The following is a 16,896-nucleotide window of genomic DNA, read 5'->3' as shown; positions in this document are numbered from 1 at the left end:
TGCGCCGGGTGGTGCGCCGGATCACCCGCCGGATCAGGGCTCGAAGCGGTAGCCCATGCCCGCCTCGGTGATGAAGTGCCGGGGCGCCGCGGGCACGGGTTCGAGCTTGCGCCTCAGCTGCGCGACGTAGAGGCGCAGGTAGCCGGCGTCGTTCGCGTGGAACGGGCCCCACACCTCGCCGAGCAGCATCTGGCGCGTGAGCAGCCGCCCCGGGTTCTTGAGGAACAGCTCGAGCAGGCGCCACTCGGTCGGCGTGAGGCGGACGGATGCCCCGGCTCCGCGTGCCCCGCCTGCACCGGCCGCCCCGGCGGCTCCGCCGCGGATCGTCTTGGCCGCGAGATCCACGGTGAGGTCGCCGATCGCCACCGTCGCGGCTTCCGTCGTCTCGTCCGCGACCGCGCGGGCCCTGGCCCTGATGCGGGCCAGGAGCTCGTCCATCGCGAACGGCTTCGTGACGTAGTCGTCGGCACCGGCGTCGAGCGCGTCGACCTTCTCGGCGGAGTCGGCGCGGCCGGAGAGCACGATGATCGGCACCCTGGACCAGCCGCGCACGGCCCGGATCACGTCGAGGCCGTCGACCTTCGGCATGCCGAGGTCGAGCAGGATGAGGTCGGGGTGCGCGTTCGCCGCGAGGTAGATGGCCTCGGCGCCGTCGTGGGCCGCGACGATCTCGTACCCGCGGGCGGCGAGCGTGATGCGCAGGGCCCGCTGGAGCTGGTCGTCGTCGTCGGCGAGGAGGATCCTCACGTCGTCTCCTTCGGCGTCTCGTCGGCGGTGAGGGGAGCAGCGAGGGGTGCGTCGAGCGGCGGGGCGAGGGGCACGGCGATCGGGAGGGAGACCACCATCGTGAGGCCGCCGCCCGGGGTGTCATCGAGCCGGATGCTGCCGCCCATGCCCTCGACGAACCCCTTCGTGAGGGCCAGCCCGAGGCCGAGGCCGGTGTCGTTGTCGGTGTCGCCGAGTCGCTGGAAGGGCGTGAAGACCTCGTCGCGCCGCTCGGCCGGGACCCCGGGTCCCCGGTCGACGACGCGGAGCTCGGTCTCGTTCCGAAAGGTGCTGGCCGCGATGCGGACACGCTCGCCGGCCGGACCGTGGCGGACCGCGTTCGCGAGCAGGTTCACGACGACGCGCTGGAGGAGCACCCCGTCGGCGAGCACCGGTTCGAGGTCGTCGGCGAGGTCCAGCTCGACCTCGGCCGGACCGAGTCCGAGCTCGTCGAGGGCGGCGAAGACCACGTCCGCGAGATGCGTCGGCGCGAGCGAGACGCCGAGCGCCCCGGCCTGCACGCGGCTCACGTCGAGCAGGTCGGTCACGAGCGCGGCGAGGGAGTCGAGGCTCTCGGCCGCCGTGGTCAGCAGTTCCTCGCGTTCCGAGGGCTCCAACGGGAGGTCGGGGGTCCGCAGCGCGCTCACCGCGGCCGACGCCGACGTGAGCGGTCGCCGCAGGTCGTGTCCGACCGCGGCCAGCAGCGCCGACCGCACCCGGTCGGTCTCGGCCAGCGCACCCGCCGCCGAGGCCGCCGAGGCGAGCGCCCCGTGCTCGATGGCCTGGTCGATGCGGGTCGCGATGACCTGGAGCAGTCGCCGCTCGGATGCCTCGAGGTCGCGCCCGTGCAGCTCGAGCACGGCGCCCTGGGCGAGGGTGAGGGTCGTCATGCGTTCGTCCGCCGTCGGCTCGCCGTCGGCGACGCGCGTCGTGCCGTCGATGACGAGGCGGACCCCGGCCAGGCCGAACGCCTCGCGGGTACGGGTCACCATCGCCTGCAGGGCGTCCTCCCCGCGAAGCACGCTGCCCGCCATGCCGGCCAGCAGCTGCGACTCCGCGGCGGCCCTCCTGGCCTCCCGCGTGCGGCGGGCCGCCTGGTCGACGACGTAGCTGACGAGCAGCGCGTTCGCGACGTAGAACGCGAGCGCGAGGAACTGGCGGGGGTCGGCGATGGTCAGCGTGTGCACCGGTGCGACGAAGAGGAAGTTCAGGGTGAGCCCGGACAGCACGGCCGCGAACAGTGCCGGCCAGATGCCGCCCACGAGGGCGACGACGATGACGAGCAGCTGGTACGCGAGCACGTCGCTCGTGATCGAGGACTCGGTGTGCACGCTGACGAGCAGCCAGCTGAGCAACGGCCCGACGATGACGGCGATCGCGGTGCCCGCGATGAGCCGCCTGGTCCCGAGCGAACCGCCGGGCTTCGGCAGGGAGAAGCGCGATCCGGCCGCCGCGTGCGTCACGATGTGCACGTCGATGTCGCCCGACTCCCGGATCACGGTCGCGCCGATCCCCGGCGCCGAGAATGCCGCGCTCAGCCGGGACCGGCGGCTCACGCCGATGACCAGCTGCGTGGCATCCGACGCCCTGGCGAACTCGACGAGCGCCTTGGGCACGTCCTCGCCGACCACCTGGTGGAAGCTGCCGCCCAGCTGCTCGACGAGCACGCGCTGCGCGTCGAGGGCCTCCGGATGCCTCGTCCGCATGCCGTCGGGACTCGTGACGTGCACGGCGATGAGCTCGCCGCCCGAGGACCTCGAGGCGATGCGCGCGCCGCGGCGCAGGAGCGTCTCGCCCTCTGGGCCGCCGGTGAGGGCGACGACCACGCGCTCGCGCGCCTCCCACGTGCGGTCGATGCCGTGTTCGGCGCGGTACGCCCTGAGCGCCTGGTCGACCTCGTCGGCCAGCCAGAGCAGGGCGAGCTCGCGGAGGGCCGTGAGGTTGCCGAGGCGGAAGTAGTTCGAGAGGGCGGCGTCGATGCGCTCGGCGGGGTAGACGAGGCCGCTCGCCAGGCGGTCCCGCAGCGCCTGCGGGGCGAGGTCGACGACCTCGATCTGGTCGGCGGCGCGCAGGACGGCGTCGGGGATGGTCTCGCGCTGCGGCACCCCCGTGATGCGCTGCACCACGTCGCCGAGGGACTCGATGTGCTGGGCGTTGACGGTCGAGATCACGTCGATGCCGGCGGCCAGGAGTGCCTCGACGTCCTGCCAGCGCTTCGGATGCCGCGAGCCGGGCGCGTTGGTGTGCGCGAGCTCGTCGACGAGGGCGACCTCCGGGGCCCGCCGGAGCACGGCCTCGAGGTCCATCTCGTCGAGGGGCATGCCGCGGTGCTCCCACGTGCGTCGCGGCACGGGCTCGAGGCCGAGCGTCATCGCCGCGGTCGCCTTGCGACCGTGCGTCTCGACGTAGGCGATCACCACGTCACGGCCGTCGCCCGCGAGCCGCCGCCCCTCCTCGAGCATGGCGTAGGTCTTGCCCACACCGGGGGCGGCGCCGAGGAGAACACGCAGTCGCCCCCGTCGCATGCTCAGCCCCTCAGCTCGGCGAGGGCGAGGTTCAGCTGCAGCACGTCGACCGTCGGCTCGCCCAGGTAGCCGAGGTCCCGTGCCTGAATCCTAGACTCCACGAGCGCCGCGACCTCAGCCTCGTCGAGGCCGCGCGCAGCGGCGACGCGGTCGACCTGCTGGCGGGCGTACTCCGGACTGATGTGCGGGTCGAGGCCCGACGCCGACGCGGTGACCGCGTCGGCCGGGACGTCGGCCTCCTCGACGCCGTCGAGCTCGGCCGCCCTGGCCTTGCGCTCCGCGATCGCGGTGACGAGGTCGGTGTTCTCGGGGCCGAGGTTGCTGCCGCTCGAGGCGCCGCCGTCGTAGCCGTCGCCCGCGGCGGAGGGACGGGACTGGAACCATTCGGGAAGCGGCTCGCCCGCGGCATCCGTGAAGGACTGCCCGATGAGGCGCGACCCGACGACCTCGCCGTCGGTGCTCCGCAGGAGTGAGCCGTTCGCCTGGGCGGGCAGTGCCAGCTGTCCGATCGCGGTGACGGCGAAGGTGTAGCCGATGCCGAGGAGCAGGGTGAGCACGAGCATCGCCCTGAGCGCGACCCAGTGGGTGCGGGCCGTGGAACGTGTGGTGGCCATGGTGGGTGTCCTTCTTCCGTGACGAGCGTCTGCGATGAGCGGGCCGGGCCGGCTCAGAACCCGGGGAGGAGGCTGACGACGAGGTCGATCAGCTTGATGCCGATGAACGGCGCGATCACGCCGCCGAGGCCGTACACGAGGAGGTTGCGACCGAGCAACTGCGACGCTCCCATCGGGCGGTACCTGACGCCCCGCAGGGCGAGCGGGATGAGCACGACGATGATGATCGCGTTGAAGATGATCGCCGAGAGCACGGCCGACGAGGCCGAGTGCAGGTGCATGACGTTGAGCACCGCGAGACCGGGGAACACGCCCGCGAACATCGCCGGGATGATGGCGAAGTACTTCGCGATGTCGTTCGCGATGGAGAACGTCGTCAGGGCACCGCGCGTGATGAGCAGCTGCTTGCCGATGCGCACGATGTCGATGAGCTTCGTCGGGTCGGAGTCGAGGTCGACCATGTTGCCGGCCTCCTTCGCCGCCGACGTGCCCGTGTTCATCGCGACGCCCACGTCGGCCTGGGCCAGGGCGGGCGCGTCGTTCGTGCCGTCGCCGGTCATCGCGACGAGGTTCCCGCCCTCCTGCTCGCGCCGGATGAGCGCGAGCTTCTGCTCGGGCGTCGCCTCGGCCAGCACGTCGTCGACGCCGGCCTCGGCGGCGATCGCCCGCGCGGTGAGGGGGTTGTCGCCCGTGACCATGACCGTGCGGATCCCCATCGCGCGCAACTCGCCGAAGCGCTCGGCGAGTCCCGCCTTCACGACGTCCTTCAGGTGCACGACGCCGAGCACGCGGGCCCTGCCGTCGGGCGAGCGCCGGGCGACCACGAGCGGCGTCCCACCGCCCTTCGCGATCGCGTCGACGCTGCGGTCGAGCGCCTCGCGAGTCCCCTCCGGGATGGGGTCGGATGCCTCGACCCAGGCGACGACCGCGGAGCCCGCGCCCTTGCGCAGGCTCGTGCCGTCGGGCAGGTCGAGCCCCGACATCCGGGTCTGCGCCGCGAACGGCACCACCTCGGCGGCCGGCACCTCGTCGACGTGCACGCCCTCGGCGCTCGCCAGGTCGACGATCGAGGCGCCCTCCGGGGTCGGGTCGGCGAGCGAGGCGAGCATCGCCGCCGCCGCGAGGCCCGATCCGTCGACCCCGGGCACGGGTACGAACGCCACCGCCCGGCGGTTGCCGTACGTGATCGTGCCGGTCTTGTCGAGGAGCAGCGTGGTGACATCGCCGGCCGCCTCGACCGCGCGGCCCGACATCGCGAGCACGTTGCGCTGCACGAGCCGGTCCATCCCGGCGATGCCGATCGCGGAGAGCAGGGCACCGATCGTCGTCGGGATGAGGCAGACGAGCAGGGCGACGAGCACGGCGAGCGAGGCCGGGGCGGCCGCGTACGACGCGATCGGGTTCAGGGTGAGCGCGACGATCACGAACACGATGGACAGGCTCGCGAGGAGGATGTTCAGCGCGATCTCGTTGGGCGTCCGCTGCCTGGCCGCGCCCTCGACGAGCGCGATCATGCGGTCGACGAACGTCTCGCCCGGCCTCGACGTGATGCGCACGACGATACGGTCCGACAGCACGCGGGTGCCGCCCGTCACGGCCGAGCGGTCGCCGCCCGATTCGCGCACGACGGGCGCGGACTCGCCCGTCATGGCCGACTCGTCGACCGAGGCGATGCCCCAGACGATGTCGCCGTCGCCCGGGATCGTCTCGCCCGCGACGACGACCACGAGATCGCCGACCGCGAGGTCGCCCGACGAGACCTCGCGGAGCGGCGAGCGTTCCGCTGCGGCATCCGTCGCCTCGTCGTAGGACGTGACGACCCGGGCCGTCGTCGACGAGCGCGTGGCGCGCAGCGACTCCGCCTGCGCCTTGCCGCGACCCTCGGCGACCGACTCGGCGAGGTTGGCGAAGACGACCGTCAGCCAGAGCCACACGGCGATCGCCCACGTGAACCCGCCCGGCACGATCGAGCCGCCCGACTCCCCGGGGCCGCCGAGGAACGGCTCGGCGATCGCGATCGCCGTGGTGAGCGCGGCGCCGACCTCGACGATGAACATGACCGGGTTGTGCCACATGACGCGCGGGTCCAGCTTGCGCAGCGCGCCGGGCAGGGCCGCGGCGAGGCGACGGGGTCCGAACGTTCCGCCGCCGCGGCCTGCGCGATCGGAGGATCCCGGATGCCGCGGCGCGGCGCCCGCGGCATCCGTCACGGGAGGGGTGGTGATGGTGGACATGGTCAGATCAGCCCTTCGGCGAGCGGCCCGAGCGTGAGCACGGGGAAGTACGTGAGCGCGGTCACGACGACCGTGACCCCGACGAGGAGGCCGACGAACAGCGGCCGGTGGGTGGGGAGCGTGCCCGCGGTGGCGGGGACCTTCCCCTGCGCGGCGAGGGAGCCCGCGAGGGCCAGCACGAGCACGATCGGCACGAAGCGGCCGAGCAGCATCGCGACGCCGAGGGCGGTGTTCAGCCACGGGGTGTTCGCGGTGAGCCCAGCGAAGGCGGAACCGTTGTTGTTCGCGGCCGACGTGAAGGCGTACAGCACCTCGGACAGGCCGTGCACGCCGGGATTCCAGATCGAGGTCGACTCGACGTCCTCTCGGACGCCGGGGATCGCGAAGCTCAGGGCCGTGCCGGTGAGCACGAGCGTCGGCGTGACCAGGATGTACAGGCTCGCGAGCTTGATCTCGCGCGGCCCGAGCTTCTTGCCGAGGTACTCGGGCGTGCGCCCCACGAGCAGGCCGGCGATGAACACGGCGATGACCGCGAGCACGAGCATGCCGTAGAGCCCGGAGCCGACACCGCCGGGGGCGACCTCCCCGAGCATCATGTTGAGCATCGGGAGCATGCCGCCGAGCGCGGTGTACGAGTCGTGCATCGAATCGACCGCGCCCGTCGAGGTCAGCGTCGACGTCGAGGCGAAGAGCGTGCTGCCGAAGATGCCGAACCGCGTCTCCTTGCCCTCCATCGCGGCGCCCGCCAGCTGCGGTGCCGTGCCGGCCCCTCCCGCCTCGAGGAGGGAGAGCGCGGTCAGGGAGACGACGAAGATCGACGCCATCGCGGCCAGGATCGCGAGCCCCTGCCTCGGGCTGCCGACCATGCGCCCGAACGTGCGCGGGAGCGAGAACGGGATGAGCAGCATGAGCACCACCTGGAACAGGTTCGTCCATGCGGTCGGGTTCTCGAACGGATGCGCGGAGTTGACGTTGAAGAAGCCGCCGCCGTTCGTGCCGAGTTCCTTGATGGCCTCCTGCGACGCGACCGGTCCGCCCGGCAGGGTCTGCGTGCCGCCCGTCAGGGTGGCGACCTCGGTGAAGCCGGTGAAGTTCTGCACGACCCCGCCGGCGAGGAGCACGACCGCGGACACGAGGGCCAGGGGCAGCAGGAGGCGGAGGGAGCCCCGGATGAGATCGACCCAGAAATTGCCGATGGTGCGCTCGCCGCGGCGGGCGAAGCCGCGCACGAGGGCGATCGCCACGGCGATGCCCACCGCCGCCGACACGAAGTTCTGCACCGCGAGCCCCGCGAACTGCACCGTGTATCCGAGGGTGAGCTCGGGGGAGTACGACTGCCAGTTCGTGTTCGTGACGAAGGACGCGGCGGTGTTGAAGGACAGCCCCTCCGGCACCGCGGGCAGCCCGAGTGAGAAGGGCAGGACGGCCTGCGCGCGCTGCAGCAGGTAGACGAGGAGCACGCCGACGACCGAGAAGGCGAGCACGCTGCGCAGGTACACCTGCCACGACTGCTCGACCCGAGGGGCGACGCCGATGAGCCGGTAGAGGCCCCGCTCGACCCGGAGGTCGCGGTCGGAGGTGTAGATGCGCGCCATCAGGTCGCCGAGCGGGCGGTAGGCGAGGGCCAGCACGAGGGCGACGGTGGCCGCCTGGAGGATCGCGAACAGCGCGCCCATCAGAATCGCTCCGGCCTGATCAGCGCGTACACGAGGTACACGACGGCCGCGACGCCGAGGGCGGCGGCGATGAGGTCGAAGACGATCATGCCCGGTCCTCCCCACGCGACGCCTCGCGAGATGTCGAGCTGCGGGGCTGCGGGCCCAACCGCTCGACTCCCTTCGCGATGAGGCCGATGACGACGAACACCGCGAGGACGGCGGCGACGTGGATCAGATCGAGCACGGGGACTCCAAGGAACGCAGGTCCGCCGACCTGACGCGGTCGGCGGGCAGTCGGCGACTGCGATTCCGATGCAACACCCGCCCCCGCGCAGGCCAGCCGATCCTCACGGTTCCCTAACGGGCCGCGGGCGCCATCCGAACGGAGCGCTTACGCGGCGGTGCGCTCGAGCAGCACCATGACCTCGAAGTGCGGCGTCTGCGGGAACATGTCGAAGACCCGGGCCCGAACCGGTCGCAGCGACGGCATCGCGGCGAGGTCCTTCGCGAGCGAGGTCGCGTTGCAACTCGAGTAGAGCACGTGACCGACGTCGGATGCCTCGAGCCACGCACCGAGCTCGGCGCCGATGCCCCGGCGCGGCGGGTTCACGACGACGAGGTCGGGCACGTCGGTCGCGGGCGCGTCGAGCGCGAACCGGGTCGCGTCGCCCGCGGCGAACCGCACGCGGTGCAGCGCGGCATCCGTTCGGCTGAGCTCGGCGCTCGCGACCGCCTCCACGCTCGTCTCGATGCCCGTGACGGCCGTCTCGCCGCCCGCGAGGTGCAGGGCGAAGCCGCCGACGCCCGAGTAGAGGTCCCAGGCCGAGGCGGGCGCGAGGTCGGTGATCCAGTCGCGCGCCTCGGCGTAGAGGGCCGCGGCGATCGCCGTGTTCGTCTGGAAGAAGCCCTGCGGCCGCAGGTGCATGGTCACGTCGTTCAGGCGCATCGACAGGGTCTGCTGCTCGGTGAGCACGATCTCCTGCTCGCCCTCGAGCACCGCCTTGTGCTCCGGCAGGACGTTGACGCTCACCACCCTGGCGTTCGGCAGGTCGGCGAGCAGCGCCGGCAGGTGCTTGCGGATGCGGGCCACGGGCTCCGTCGAGCGCAGCACGAAGCGCACCATCAGCTCGCCGTCGGGCGACTCGGTCACGATGAGGTGCTTCAGCTCACCCGTGCGGCTCGGCACGTCGTAGGGCGCGATGCGGGCGAGGGTGATGAACCGGGCGATCGGCCCGAACGCCGCCCGATGGCCGGGGGAGCAGATGCCGCACGCCTGCAGGTCGACACCGTGGCCATCGGCGTCGAGGATGCCGATCGTGGGAGAGGAGACGGTGCCGCCGACGACCATCTTCGCCTTGTTGCGGTAGTCGCGCTCGCCGCTCGCGAGGGGCGGATGCCACGTCCCGACGCCGAACGGCGCGAGCAGCTGCTCGGCGAGGGCCTGCTTGCCGGCGAGCTGCGCCGGGTACGGCTGGCCCATGAGCGAGCACGAGCGGCATCGCCGGGCGTCGAAGTACGCGCAGTCCACCCTGCAAGGCTACGCACTGCGGGCTGGCGGTTCGCCGGTAGCGTTCTCACCATGGATGCGTGGGACACGATCGGCGTGATCGCCGAGGTCATCGGCTGGGTGGGACTCGCCCTCGGGCTCGCGAGCCTGGGCCTCGTGCTGCTGATCCGCATCGCCGACGGCCGCTGGCTGCCCACCGACGCGGTCATCGCCGACGAGGCCGATGGCAGCGTCGTGCGGTGGTTCGCCGAGGGCGAGTTCCACACCCGTCGCCTGAGCGCCTCGGAACGCCAGCACGTCGAGGACCTCGACGAGGAGAAGGCGTTCTACCGCGAGCGGGAGCCCGAGCACCTGCGCCTGCACGAGCCGCCGGCCGGTCGCCGGATCCTCCGCCTGCTCGGCGTCGTCTTCCTCGGGCTCGCCCTGGTCGCGGGCGTCGTCGGCATCGTGGCGATGTTCGTCGGCTGAGCGGGGCTCGACGGGCGTCGACGTTCGGCGCTTGTTCGTCGTTCGGCGCGCTCGCGCCGTTCGGCGTCGCGGGCGTGCCCGCGGCATCCGCCCTATTCGAGCGAGGCGAACTTCTCGATGTCGCCCTCGGTGCCCGACACGATGATGAGGTCGTGGTTGGAGACGACGGTCTGTTCGGTCGCGTACGTGAACGGCTTGCCGGGGCTCTTGACGCCGACCACGGTCACGCGGTGCTTGGACCGCACGCCCGACTCGGTGAGGTTCTTGCCGCGGATCGGCTTCGGCGGGTACATCTTCACGAGCGCGAAGTCGTCGTCGAACTCGATGAAGTCGAGCATGCGGCCCGAGACGAGGTGCGCCGTGCGCTCGCCGGCCTCGCGCTCGGGATAGATCACGTGGTTCGCGCCGATGCGCTCGAGGATCTTGCCATGCGAGGCCGAGATCGCCTTCGCCCAGATCTGCGGGATCTTCAGGTCGACGAGGTTCGCGGTGATGAGCACGGATGCCTCGATCGAGGAGCCCACCGCGCACACGGCGATCGAGAAGTCCTGGGCGCCGATCTGGCGGAGCGCGTCGATCGACTTGGCGTCGGCGACGACGGCGTGCGTGACCCGCTCCGACCACTTCTGGACGAGGCCCTCGTTCTCGTCGACGGCCAGGACCTCGCGGCCGAGCCGGTCGAGCTGGCCGGCCGTGGCGGCGCCGAAGCGGCCGAGGCCGATGACGAGCACTGGGGCGTCGTGCTTGATGCGATCAACCAACGATGGGCCTCTCTTCCGGACGCTTGAACAACTGCCGTCGCTGGCTCGCTGCGAGGGCCGCGGCGAGTGTCACTGTACCAACGCGGCCCATGAACATCGTGGCCGCCATCACGTAGACGCCGGACGGCGGCAGGTCGGCGGTGAGTCCGGTCGACAGGCCGCAGGTGGCGAACGCCGAGATGACGTCGAACAGCACGTTCTCGAACGGCGCCTTCGTGATCTGCAGGATCGCGATCGAGGAGACCGCGACGATCGTCGCCCCCCACAGCACGACGCTGACCGAGAGGCGCAGCATGTCGCGCGGGATGCGCCGGCCGAACGCCTCCATCGACGGGGCGCCGCGGGCCTCGGCGAAGGCCGCGAGGAAGAGCACCGCCAGCGTCGTCACCTTGATGCCGCCGGCGGTCGAGGCCGAACCGCCGCCGACGAACATGAGCATGCTGCTCACGAGCTGACTCGACCCGTAGAGGTCGTGCATGTCGATGGTCGAGAAGCCGCCGGACCTCGTCATCATCGACATGAAGAACGACTGGTAGATCGTGGCGCCGGCGTCGAGATGGCCGTACGTCTTCGGGTTGCTGTGTTCGAGCAGCAGGAACATCGCCGCGCCCGCGATGAACAGGATGGTCGTCGTCGTGAGCGTGAGCTTCACGTGCACGCTCCACTTGCGCGGCTGCCGCCACGCCCGCGCGAGCGCGAAGATCACGGGGAAGCCGAGGCTGCCGAGGAACACGCCGAGCATGAGCATCGTGAGCATCCAGTAGTCGTGCTCGAACGGTGCCAGCCCGCCGGGATTCGGGCTGAAGCCCGTGTTCGTGAACGCCATCGCGGAGTAGTACATGCTGTACCAGATCGAGTGCAGCCCGTCGTATCCCGCCGCGAGCATGCTCGGGACCATGGCGACCGCGATGATGCCCTCGATCACGAGGACCGAGATCGCGACGGTGGCCAGCAGGCCGCCGACCTCGCCGAGGCGGATCGCCTGCCGCTCCGCCACCGGACCGACGTGGATGCGCGACGGATTGGTGTCGCTCGCCGCCATGAGCTTGGCGCGCAGGCCGAGGCGGCGCGAGATGACGAGACCGAGGATCGACGCGAGCGTCAGCACGCCGATGCCGCCGATGTTCACGCCGATGAACACGAGCGCGTTGCCGAACGGCGACCAGTAGGTGGCCATGTCGACCGTCGCGAGGCCCGTGACGCAGATGACCGACACCGCGGTGAACAGGGCGTCGTGGAGCGGGGCGCTCGAGGCCTCGCCCGCCTTGGCGATCGGCAACGAGAAGAGCAGGGTGAAGACGAGGATCAGGCCCGCGAAGATCGCGATCGCGAATCGGGAGGGCGACTGCCGGACGAACGCGTCGATGGCGTCGCGCAGGCGTCCGAGCCATGACCGCCGGTCGAATCGACCGGAACGGCCGGTCGGCTGTGCGCGCATCGACCCCCCTCACCCGGCTTCGTTCGAACGCGTGTGTCATGGTACTCCCCGGCCGGAATGACTACCCTTGCACCATGGCGGACATCTTCGACGTGGTGGCAGACGCGACTCGACGCGACATCCTTGCGGTCCTCCTCGAGCGCGAGCAGGTGTCTCCCGAATCGCACGGCGAGATCAGCGTCTCCGAGATCGTGGCCGCGCTCGGCCTCAGCCAGCCGACGGTCTCCAAGCACCTCAAGGTGCTGCGCGAGGCGGGCCTGGTCAGCGTGCGCGAAGAGGGCCAGCACCGCTACTACCGTCTCGACCGCGGCCCCCTCGAGACCCTCGAGGACTGGCTCATCCCCTTCATGTCGTCGGATGCCGCAGCCGACGCCGCGACCCTCGCCGGCATCGAGGCGTCCGACGCCGAATCGCTGAAGGCCGAGCAGCGCGCCTTCGCCTCCGCCCTCGGCAAGGCGTTCGCCGAGACCGCCCACCAGGTCAGCGCCGTCGTCGCCCCCATCAAGCGACGCTGATCCCGCTTCCGTGGTCGAGGAGCGAAGCGTATCGAGACCCCCTTCGGCGCCCGAGCGGCGAAGCGTATCGAGACCCACCTTCGGCGCCCGAGGAGCGAAGCGTATCGAGACCCCCTTTCGGTGGTCGAGGAGCGAAGCGTATCGAGACACTCCTTCGGTGGTCGAGTAGCGAAGCGTATCGAGACCCTGCCGGCCGACGCGACGAGCGCATGGAGACTCCTGTGGACACGCCCCGCGTCGATTCGGCGCGACCATGCATCATGTGCGGATGCCGCATATGTACATCCTCGAGTGCTCGGACGGAAGTTACTACGTCGGCAGCACGGTCGATCTCGAACGCCGACTCGTCGAGCACGATCAGGGTGAAGGCTCCCGCTACACGAGGCAGCGACGTCCGGTGCAGCTGGTGTACGCCGAGGAGCATGCCCGAATCGATGAGGCCTTCGCCCGCGAGAAGCAGGTCCAGAACTGGAGCCGAGCGAAGCGGGAGGCGCTGATCGGCGGACGGCTGGAGTTGCTCAATGGATTGAGCAGGAAGCAGCCGCGCTCGGGTCGCGACTGAGAGGTGCGGGTCTCGGTACGCTCGCTGGCGCTCGCTACTCGACCGCCGGAGCTCGGCACGGGTCGGCGGGGTCTCGGTACGCTCGCTCCTCGGCGCCGGAGGTCGGGGTCAGCGAAGCGGCTTGATCATCTCGAGTTCGAGGCCGCCCGGCGCCAGTTCGTACTCGCGCGTGCGTCCGGTGAGGGTGAAGCCGAGCTTCTCGTAGAACGCGATGGCGCGGGGGTTGCGCTCGTGCACCTCGAGCCGCAGCGTGTCGCCGTAGCCGAGCGCCCAGTCCTCGACGGCCTCGAGCAGGCGGCGCGCGACGCCGGCTCGGTCACCGCGGTGCGAGGGCGCCACGTAGACGCCGACGAGCAGGGGCCCCGACGCGGCATCCGGGATGTAGCCGCCCATGTGGCCGACCCAGCGGTCGCCGTCGATCGCGACGATCGAGGTCTGGCGAGGCGTCGTGCCTCGTGCGGCGCGCACGCGCCAGACCGATTCGTCGAGGCCCTGCGCGTGCTCGAGGGTCTCGGCGAAGGCCAACGGAGTGTCCGCCAGCATCTCGAGCCGCAGCGCCCGCACCTGCTCCCAGTCGTCTTCGGACGTGGTGCGGATGGCGGGTTCGGCGCGGGGCATCCCTCGACATTAATGCACGTGATCATGGACGCGTCTCGAATCGGCTAGACTATCCCGAGGCTTTCTGGCCACCGGCTGCGACTCGCGCGGCCGACTCGATCTTTTCTGTGAGGTTCTGATGGGTTCCGTCATCAAGAAGCGCCGCAAGCGTATGGCGAAGAAGAAGCACCGCAAGCTGCTTCGCAAGACGCGCCACCAGCGTCGCAACAAGAAGTAGTCCGCTGCTTCACCGCTGAGAGCGTCAGGCCCACGGCCTGGCGCTTTTCGCTGTACCCGGGCTGCGACGCCGACGAGGTCGGCGCCCACGCTGACGCCCGTCGGACTTCGTCGACCCCCGGAGCGGTGCGTACGATCGAGGGATGACCCGCGACATCCGCCTCACCCTCATCGGCAAGCCCGGATGCCACCTCTGCGACGACGCCCGGGACCTCGTCCAGGCCGTCATCGCCGAGGTGAGCGCATCGGATGCCGCGCCGTCGATGTCGCTCGCCGAGCTCTCGATCCTCGACGACGAGGCACTCGCCGAGCGCTACGGCGAGGAGATCCCCGTGCTCCTCATCGACGGCGAGATGCACGCGTACTGGCGCGTCGACCCCGTGCGCCTGAAGACGGCGCTGCTCGCGCAGGGCTGAGGTCGGCGCCCCCGTCGGTGCGACGAGGTGTCGGACGCGCCGCCCGCGCGAACCGAGGATGCCTCGTCTCGGGAACTCCCAGACTTCGCCTCCTGCGCCGCGCCCGCCCGCTGGCTATGGTGAATCCCGGGGGACACGGTGCTCCTCCGACGATTCGAAGGGGGAATCGCAGTGGTGCGTGAATTCGCGGGGAAGATCGAGCTGGTGTCCATGGGTGACGGGCTGAAGACTGAGAAGCCTATCCAGCGTGGGGCGCTGCCGATCCCCGATCTCGCGTACACGGGAACCGTGACATACGACGCGACCGACCCCGACACTCACTATCCGCCGATCGAGCGGCTGCTCCCGCCCGAGGGAGCGCCGAACGTGCTCGTCGTCCTCATCGACGACACGGGCTTCGGGGCGTCGAGCGCCTTCGGCGGCCCGGTCGAGACGCCGAACTTCGAGCGTGTGGCGGCGGCCGGTCTCAAGTACACGAGGTTCCACACGACGGCCCTGTGCTCACCCACCCGCGCTGCGCTGCTCGCCGGGCGCAACCACCACACGGTCGGGATGGGCGGCATCACCGAGATCGCGACGAGCGCCCCTGGCTACAGCTCGGTACGACCGAACAACTGCGCACCTCTGCCCGAGACGCTGAAGCTCAACGGCTACAACACCGCCCAGTTCGGCAAGTGCCACGAGGTCCCGGTGTGGGAGGCGAGCGCGGTCGGGCCGTTCGACCGCTGGCCGCACCCCGGCGGTGGCTTCGAGTACTTCTATGGGTTCCTCGGGGGCGAGACCAACCAGTGGTATCCGGCCATCTACGAGAACACCTCTCCGGTCGAGCCGTGGGGTACCCCCGAGCAGGGCTACCACTTCATGGCGGACATGACCGACAAGGCCATCGACTGGACGCGCCAGCAGAAGTCCCTCGCGCCCGACAAGCCATTCTTCACCTACTTCGCCCCCGGGGCGACGCACGCGCCGCACCACGTCCCGAAGGAGTGGGCCGACAAGTACGTGGGCAAGTTCGATCAGGGCTGGGACGAGGTGCGCAAGGAGACTTTCGCCCGCCAACTCGAACTCGGTGTGATCCCCGCCGATGCCGTGCTCACCGAGCGCAGCCCCGGCATCCCGGCGTGGGACGAGATGAGTGACACCATCAAGCCGGCGCTCGCCCGGCAGATGGAGGTCTACGCGGGGTTCCTCGCCTACGCCGACCACTACGTCGGCAAGCTGCTCGACGCCTACGAGGAGCTCGGCATCCTCGACGACACCCTCGTCTACGTCATCATCGGCGACAACGGCGCATCCGCCGAAGGCTCGATGCACGGGACGACCAATGAGGGCTTCACTATCAACCACATGAACGAGATCGAGACCGAGCAGTACGTCGCCGATCACATCGACGACATCGGAACCCCGAACTCGTACAACCACTACGCGGTGGGCTGGGCGCACGCCATGGACACCCCCTACCAGTGGACCAAGCAGGTCGCCTCCCACTGGGGCGGCACCCGCAACGGCACCATCATCAGCTGGCCGAACGGCGGCGTCGAGCAGGGCGGCATCCGCAACCAGTTCAGCCATGTGATCGACGTGGCGCCGACCGTGCTCGAGGCCGCGGGCATCCCCGAGCCGTCGACGGTCAACGGCGTGACCCAGCGGCCCTACGAGGGCACGGCGATGAACTACACGTTCTCCGAGGGGCAGGCCGATGCCGACGAACGCCACACGACGCAGTACTTCGAGATGCTCGGCAACCGCGCGATCTTCCACAAGGGCTGGACCGCGGTGGCGAAGCACAAGGATCCGTGGCTCGCTTCCAGTCACGGGCTCGCCGACGACGTCTGGGAGCTGTACAACGTCGAGGAGGACTGGACCCAGTCGAACGACCTCGCCGCCCAGGAGCCGGAGAGGCTGGCGCACCTGCAGCAGCTCTTCCTCGTGCAGGCCGCCCGCTTCAACGTGCTCCCGATGGACATCCGCTCGGCCGAGCGGATGAACCCCGAGATCGCCGGGCGGCCCGAGCTCGTCGTCGGCACGTCGCAGAAGTTCTACCCGGGCATGCGCCGACTGAGCGAGAACACGACGATCAACATCAAGAACAAGTCGTTCACGGTCACGGCGCAGGCCGAGGTGCCGGATGCCGGCGCCGACGGCGTCATTCTGGCTCAGGGCGGCGCGTACGGCGGCTGGTCGTTCTACGCCATCGACGGAAAGCTCGCGTTCGCGTACAACCTCCTCGGTATCACCACCGACATCGTTCGATCCGATGCCGATGTGCCGGTCGGCGCTCAGGAGCTGCGCGTCCACTTCGCATATGACGGCGGCGGCGTGGCGAAGGGCGGCACCGTCGCGCTCTTCGCCGGCGACGACAAGATCGGCGAGGGTCGGGTGGAGCGGACCATCCCGTACCAGTTCAGCTTCGATGAGACCGTCGACGTCGGTGCCGACCTGGCGTCACCGGTGTCGACCGACTACGCGGCGACCGGCAACGAGTTCACGGGGAGGCTCGACTGGGTGCGGATCGACCTCGGCGACGACGACCACTCGCACCTCATCGACGACGAGCACAAACTGGCCGTCGCGATGCTGAAGCAGTAGGAGGGACCCC

17 protein-coding genes are annotated in these 16,896 nt (G+C 70.5%); 6 read left to right on the top strand and 11 right to left on the bottom strand.

Features of this window, described 5'->3' with window-relative positions; translation table 11 throughout:
• Positions 1-33: 33 nt before the first annotated feature.
• From GQQ95_RS06200 to rlmC, 8 genes are all read right to left on the bottom strand, one after another.
• Entirely contained in the window at positions 34-747 is a 714-nt protein-coding gene (locus GQQ95_RS06200) for a response regulator (protein WP_157426792.1), read from the bottom strand.
• Positions 744-3,290, bottom strand: a complete 2,547-nt coding sequence (locus GQQ95_RS06195; RefSeq protein ID WP_157426791.1) for a DUF4118 domain-containing protein — start codon at positions 3,288-3,290, stop codon at positions 744-746. Before GQQ95_RS06195 ends, GQQ95_RS06200 begins: the two co-directional genes overlap by 4 nt.
• A gap of 2 nt (positions 3,291-3,292) precedes the next feature.
• Entirely contained in the window at positions 3,293-3,904 is a 612-nt protein-coding gene (gene kdpC / locus GQQ95_RS06190; protein ID WP_157426790.1) for a potassium-transporting ATPase subunit KdpC, read from the bottom strand.
• A 53-nt stretch (positions 3,905-3,957) separates the two neighbouring features.
• Positions 3,958-6,138: a potassium-transporting ATPase subunit KdpB gene (gene kdpB, locus GQQ95_RS06185; RefSeq protein WP_157426789.1), complete on the bottom strand. Its 2,181-nt coding sequence runs from the start codon at positions 6,136-6,138 to the stop codon at positions 3,958-3,960.
• Between the two features lie 2 nt (positions 6,139-6,140).
• A complete protein-coding gene (gene kdpA / locus GQQ95_RS06180) occupies positions 6,141-7,814 on the bottom strand; it encodes a potassium-transporting ATPase subunit KdpA (protein ID WP_157426788.1) in 1,674 nt (557 codons plus the stop codon).
• Positions 7,814-7,903 (bottom strand): K(+)-transporting ATPase subunit F, encoded by a 90-nt coding sequence (gene kdpF, locus GQQ95_RS06175; RefSeq protein WP_157426787.1) that lies wholly within the window; start codon positions 7,901-7,903, stop codon positions 7,814-7,816. The genes kdpA and kdpF overlap by 1 nt, the downstream gene beginning before the upstream one ends.
• Positions 7,900-8,040 carry a hypothetical protein gene (locus GQQ95_RS06170; protein ID WP_157426786.1) on the bottom strand — a complete coding sequence of 47 codons (141 nt, stop codon included), beginning with the start codon at positions 8,038-8,040 and terminating at the stop codon, positions 7,900-7,902. The genes kdpF and GQQ95_RS06170 overlap by 4 nt, the downstream gene beginning before the upstream one ends.
• A 147-nt stretch (positions 8,041-8,187) precedes the next feature.
• Positions 8,188-9,324: a 23S rRNA (uracil(747)-C(5))-methyltransferase RlmC gene (gene rlmC / locus GQQ95_RS06165; protein WP_157426785.1), complete on the bottom strand. Its 1,137-nt coding sequence runs from the start codon at positions 9,322-9,324 to the stop codon at positions 8,188-8,190.
• A gap of 51 nt (positions 9,325-9,375) precedes the next feature.
• Between rlmC and GQQ95_RS06160 the strand changes: the two genes are divergently transcribed.
• Positions 9,376-9,771 carry a hypothetical protein gene (locus tag GQQ95_RS06160; RefSeq protein ID WP_157426784.1) on the top strand — a complete coding sequence of 132 codons (396 nt, stop codon included), beginning with the start codon at positions 9,376-9,378 and terminating at the stop codon, positions 9,769-9,771.
• Positions 9,772-9,863: 92 nt separating this feature from the next.
• Here the strand turns inward: GQQ95_RS06160 and GQQ95_RS06155 are convergent, their stop codons facing one another.
• Both GQQ95_RS06155 and GQQ95_RS06150 read right to left on the bottom strand, forming a co-directional pair.
• The gene (locus tag GQQ95_RS06155; protein ID WP_157426783.1) at positions 9,864-10,532 is read right to left on the bottom strand and encodes a potassium channel family protein; all 669 of its coding nucleotides are present in this window, start codon (positions 10,530-10,532) and stop codon (positions 9,864-9,866) included.
• Positions 10,525-11,970, bottom strand: a complete 1,446-nt coding sequence (locus GQQ95_RS06150; protein WP_157426782.1) for a TrkH family potassium uptake protein — start codon at positions 11,968-11,970, stop codon at positions 10,525-10,527. The genes GQQ95_RS06155 and GQQ95_RS06150 overlap by 8 nt, the downstream gene beginning before the upstream one ends.
• A 74-nt stretch (positions 11,971-12,044) precedes the next feature.
• Between GQQ95_RS06150 and GQQ95_RS06145 the strand changes: the two genes are divergently transcribed.
• Positions 12,045-12,485: an ArsR/SmtB family transcription factor gene (locus GQQ95_RS06145; RefSeq protein WP_157426781.1), complete on the top strand. Its 441-nt coding sequence runs from the start codon at positions 12,045-12,047 to the stop codon at positions 12,483-12,485.
• Between the two features lie 277 nt (positions 12,486-12,762).
• Entirely contained in the window at positions 12,763-13,047 is a 285-nt protein-coding gene (locus tag GQQ95_RS06140) for a GIY-YIG nuclease family protein (protein ID WP_157426977.1), read from the top strand.
• 108 nt (positions 13,048-13,155) lie between these two features.
• Here the strand turns inward: GQQ95_RS06140 and GQQ95_RS06135 are convergent, their stop codons facing one another.
• Positions 13,156-13,665, bottom strand: a complete 510-nt coding sequence (locus tag GQQ95_RS06135; RefSeq protein WP_157426780.1) for a GNAT family N-acetyltransferase — start codon at positions 13,663-13,665, stop codon at positions 13,156-13,158.
• A gap of 118 nt (positions 13,666-13,783) precedes the next feature.
• On the opposite strand from GQQ95_RS06135, the gene GQQ95_RS06130 reads away from it, so the two are divergent.
• The 3 genes from GQQ95_RS06130 to GQQ95_RS06120 all read left to right on the top strand — a co-directional run bounded on the left by GQQ95_RS06130 (position 13,784) and on the right by GQQ95_RS06120 (position 16,886).
• Positions 13,784-13,882, top strand: a complete 99-nt coding sequence (locus GQQ95_RS06130; protein WP_003792170.1) for a 30S ribosomal protein bS22 — start codon at positions 13,784-13,786, stop codon at positions 13,880-13,882.
• 142 nt (positions 13,883-14,024) lie between these two features.
• Positions 14,025-14,297, top strand: coding sequence for a glutaredoxin family protein (locus GQQ95_RS06125; RefSeq protein ID WP_157426779.1), 273 nt, complete (start codon positions 14,025-14,027; stop codon positions 14,295-14,297).
• 210 nt (positions 14,298-14,507) lie between these two features.
• Positions 14,508-16,886 carry an arylsulfatase gene (locus tag GQQ95_RS06120; RefSeq protein ID WP_157426976.1) on the top strand — a complete coding sequence of 793 codons (2,379 nt, stop codon included), beginning with the start codon at positions 14,508-14,510 and terminating at the stop codon, positions 16,884-16,886.
• Positions 16,887-16,896: the final 10 nt, after the last annotated feature.

Source organism: Agromyces salentinus (assembly GCF_009749395.1).
GTDB classification, from domain to species: domain Bacteria; phylum Actinomycetota; class Actinomycetes; order Actinomycetales; family Microbacteriaceae; genus Agromyces; species Agromyces salentinus.
This window is presented reverse-complemented; position numbering and strand designations above follow the sequence as displayed.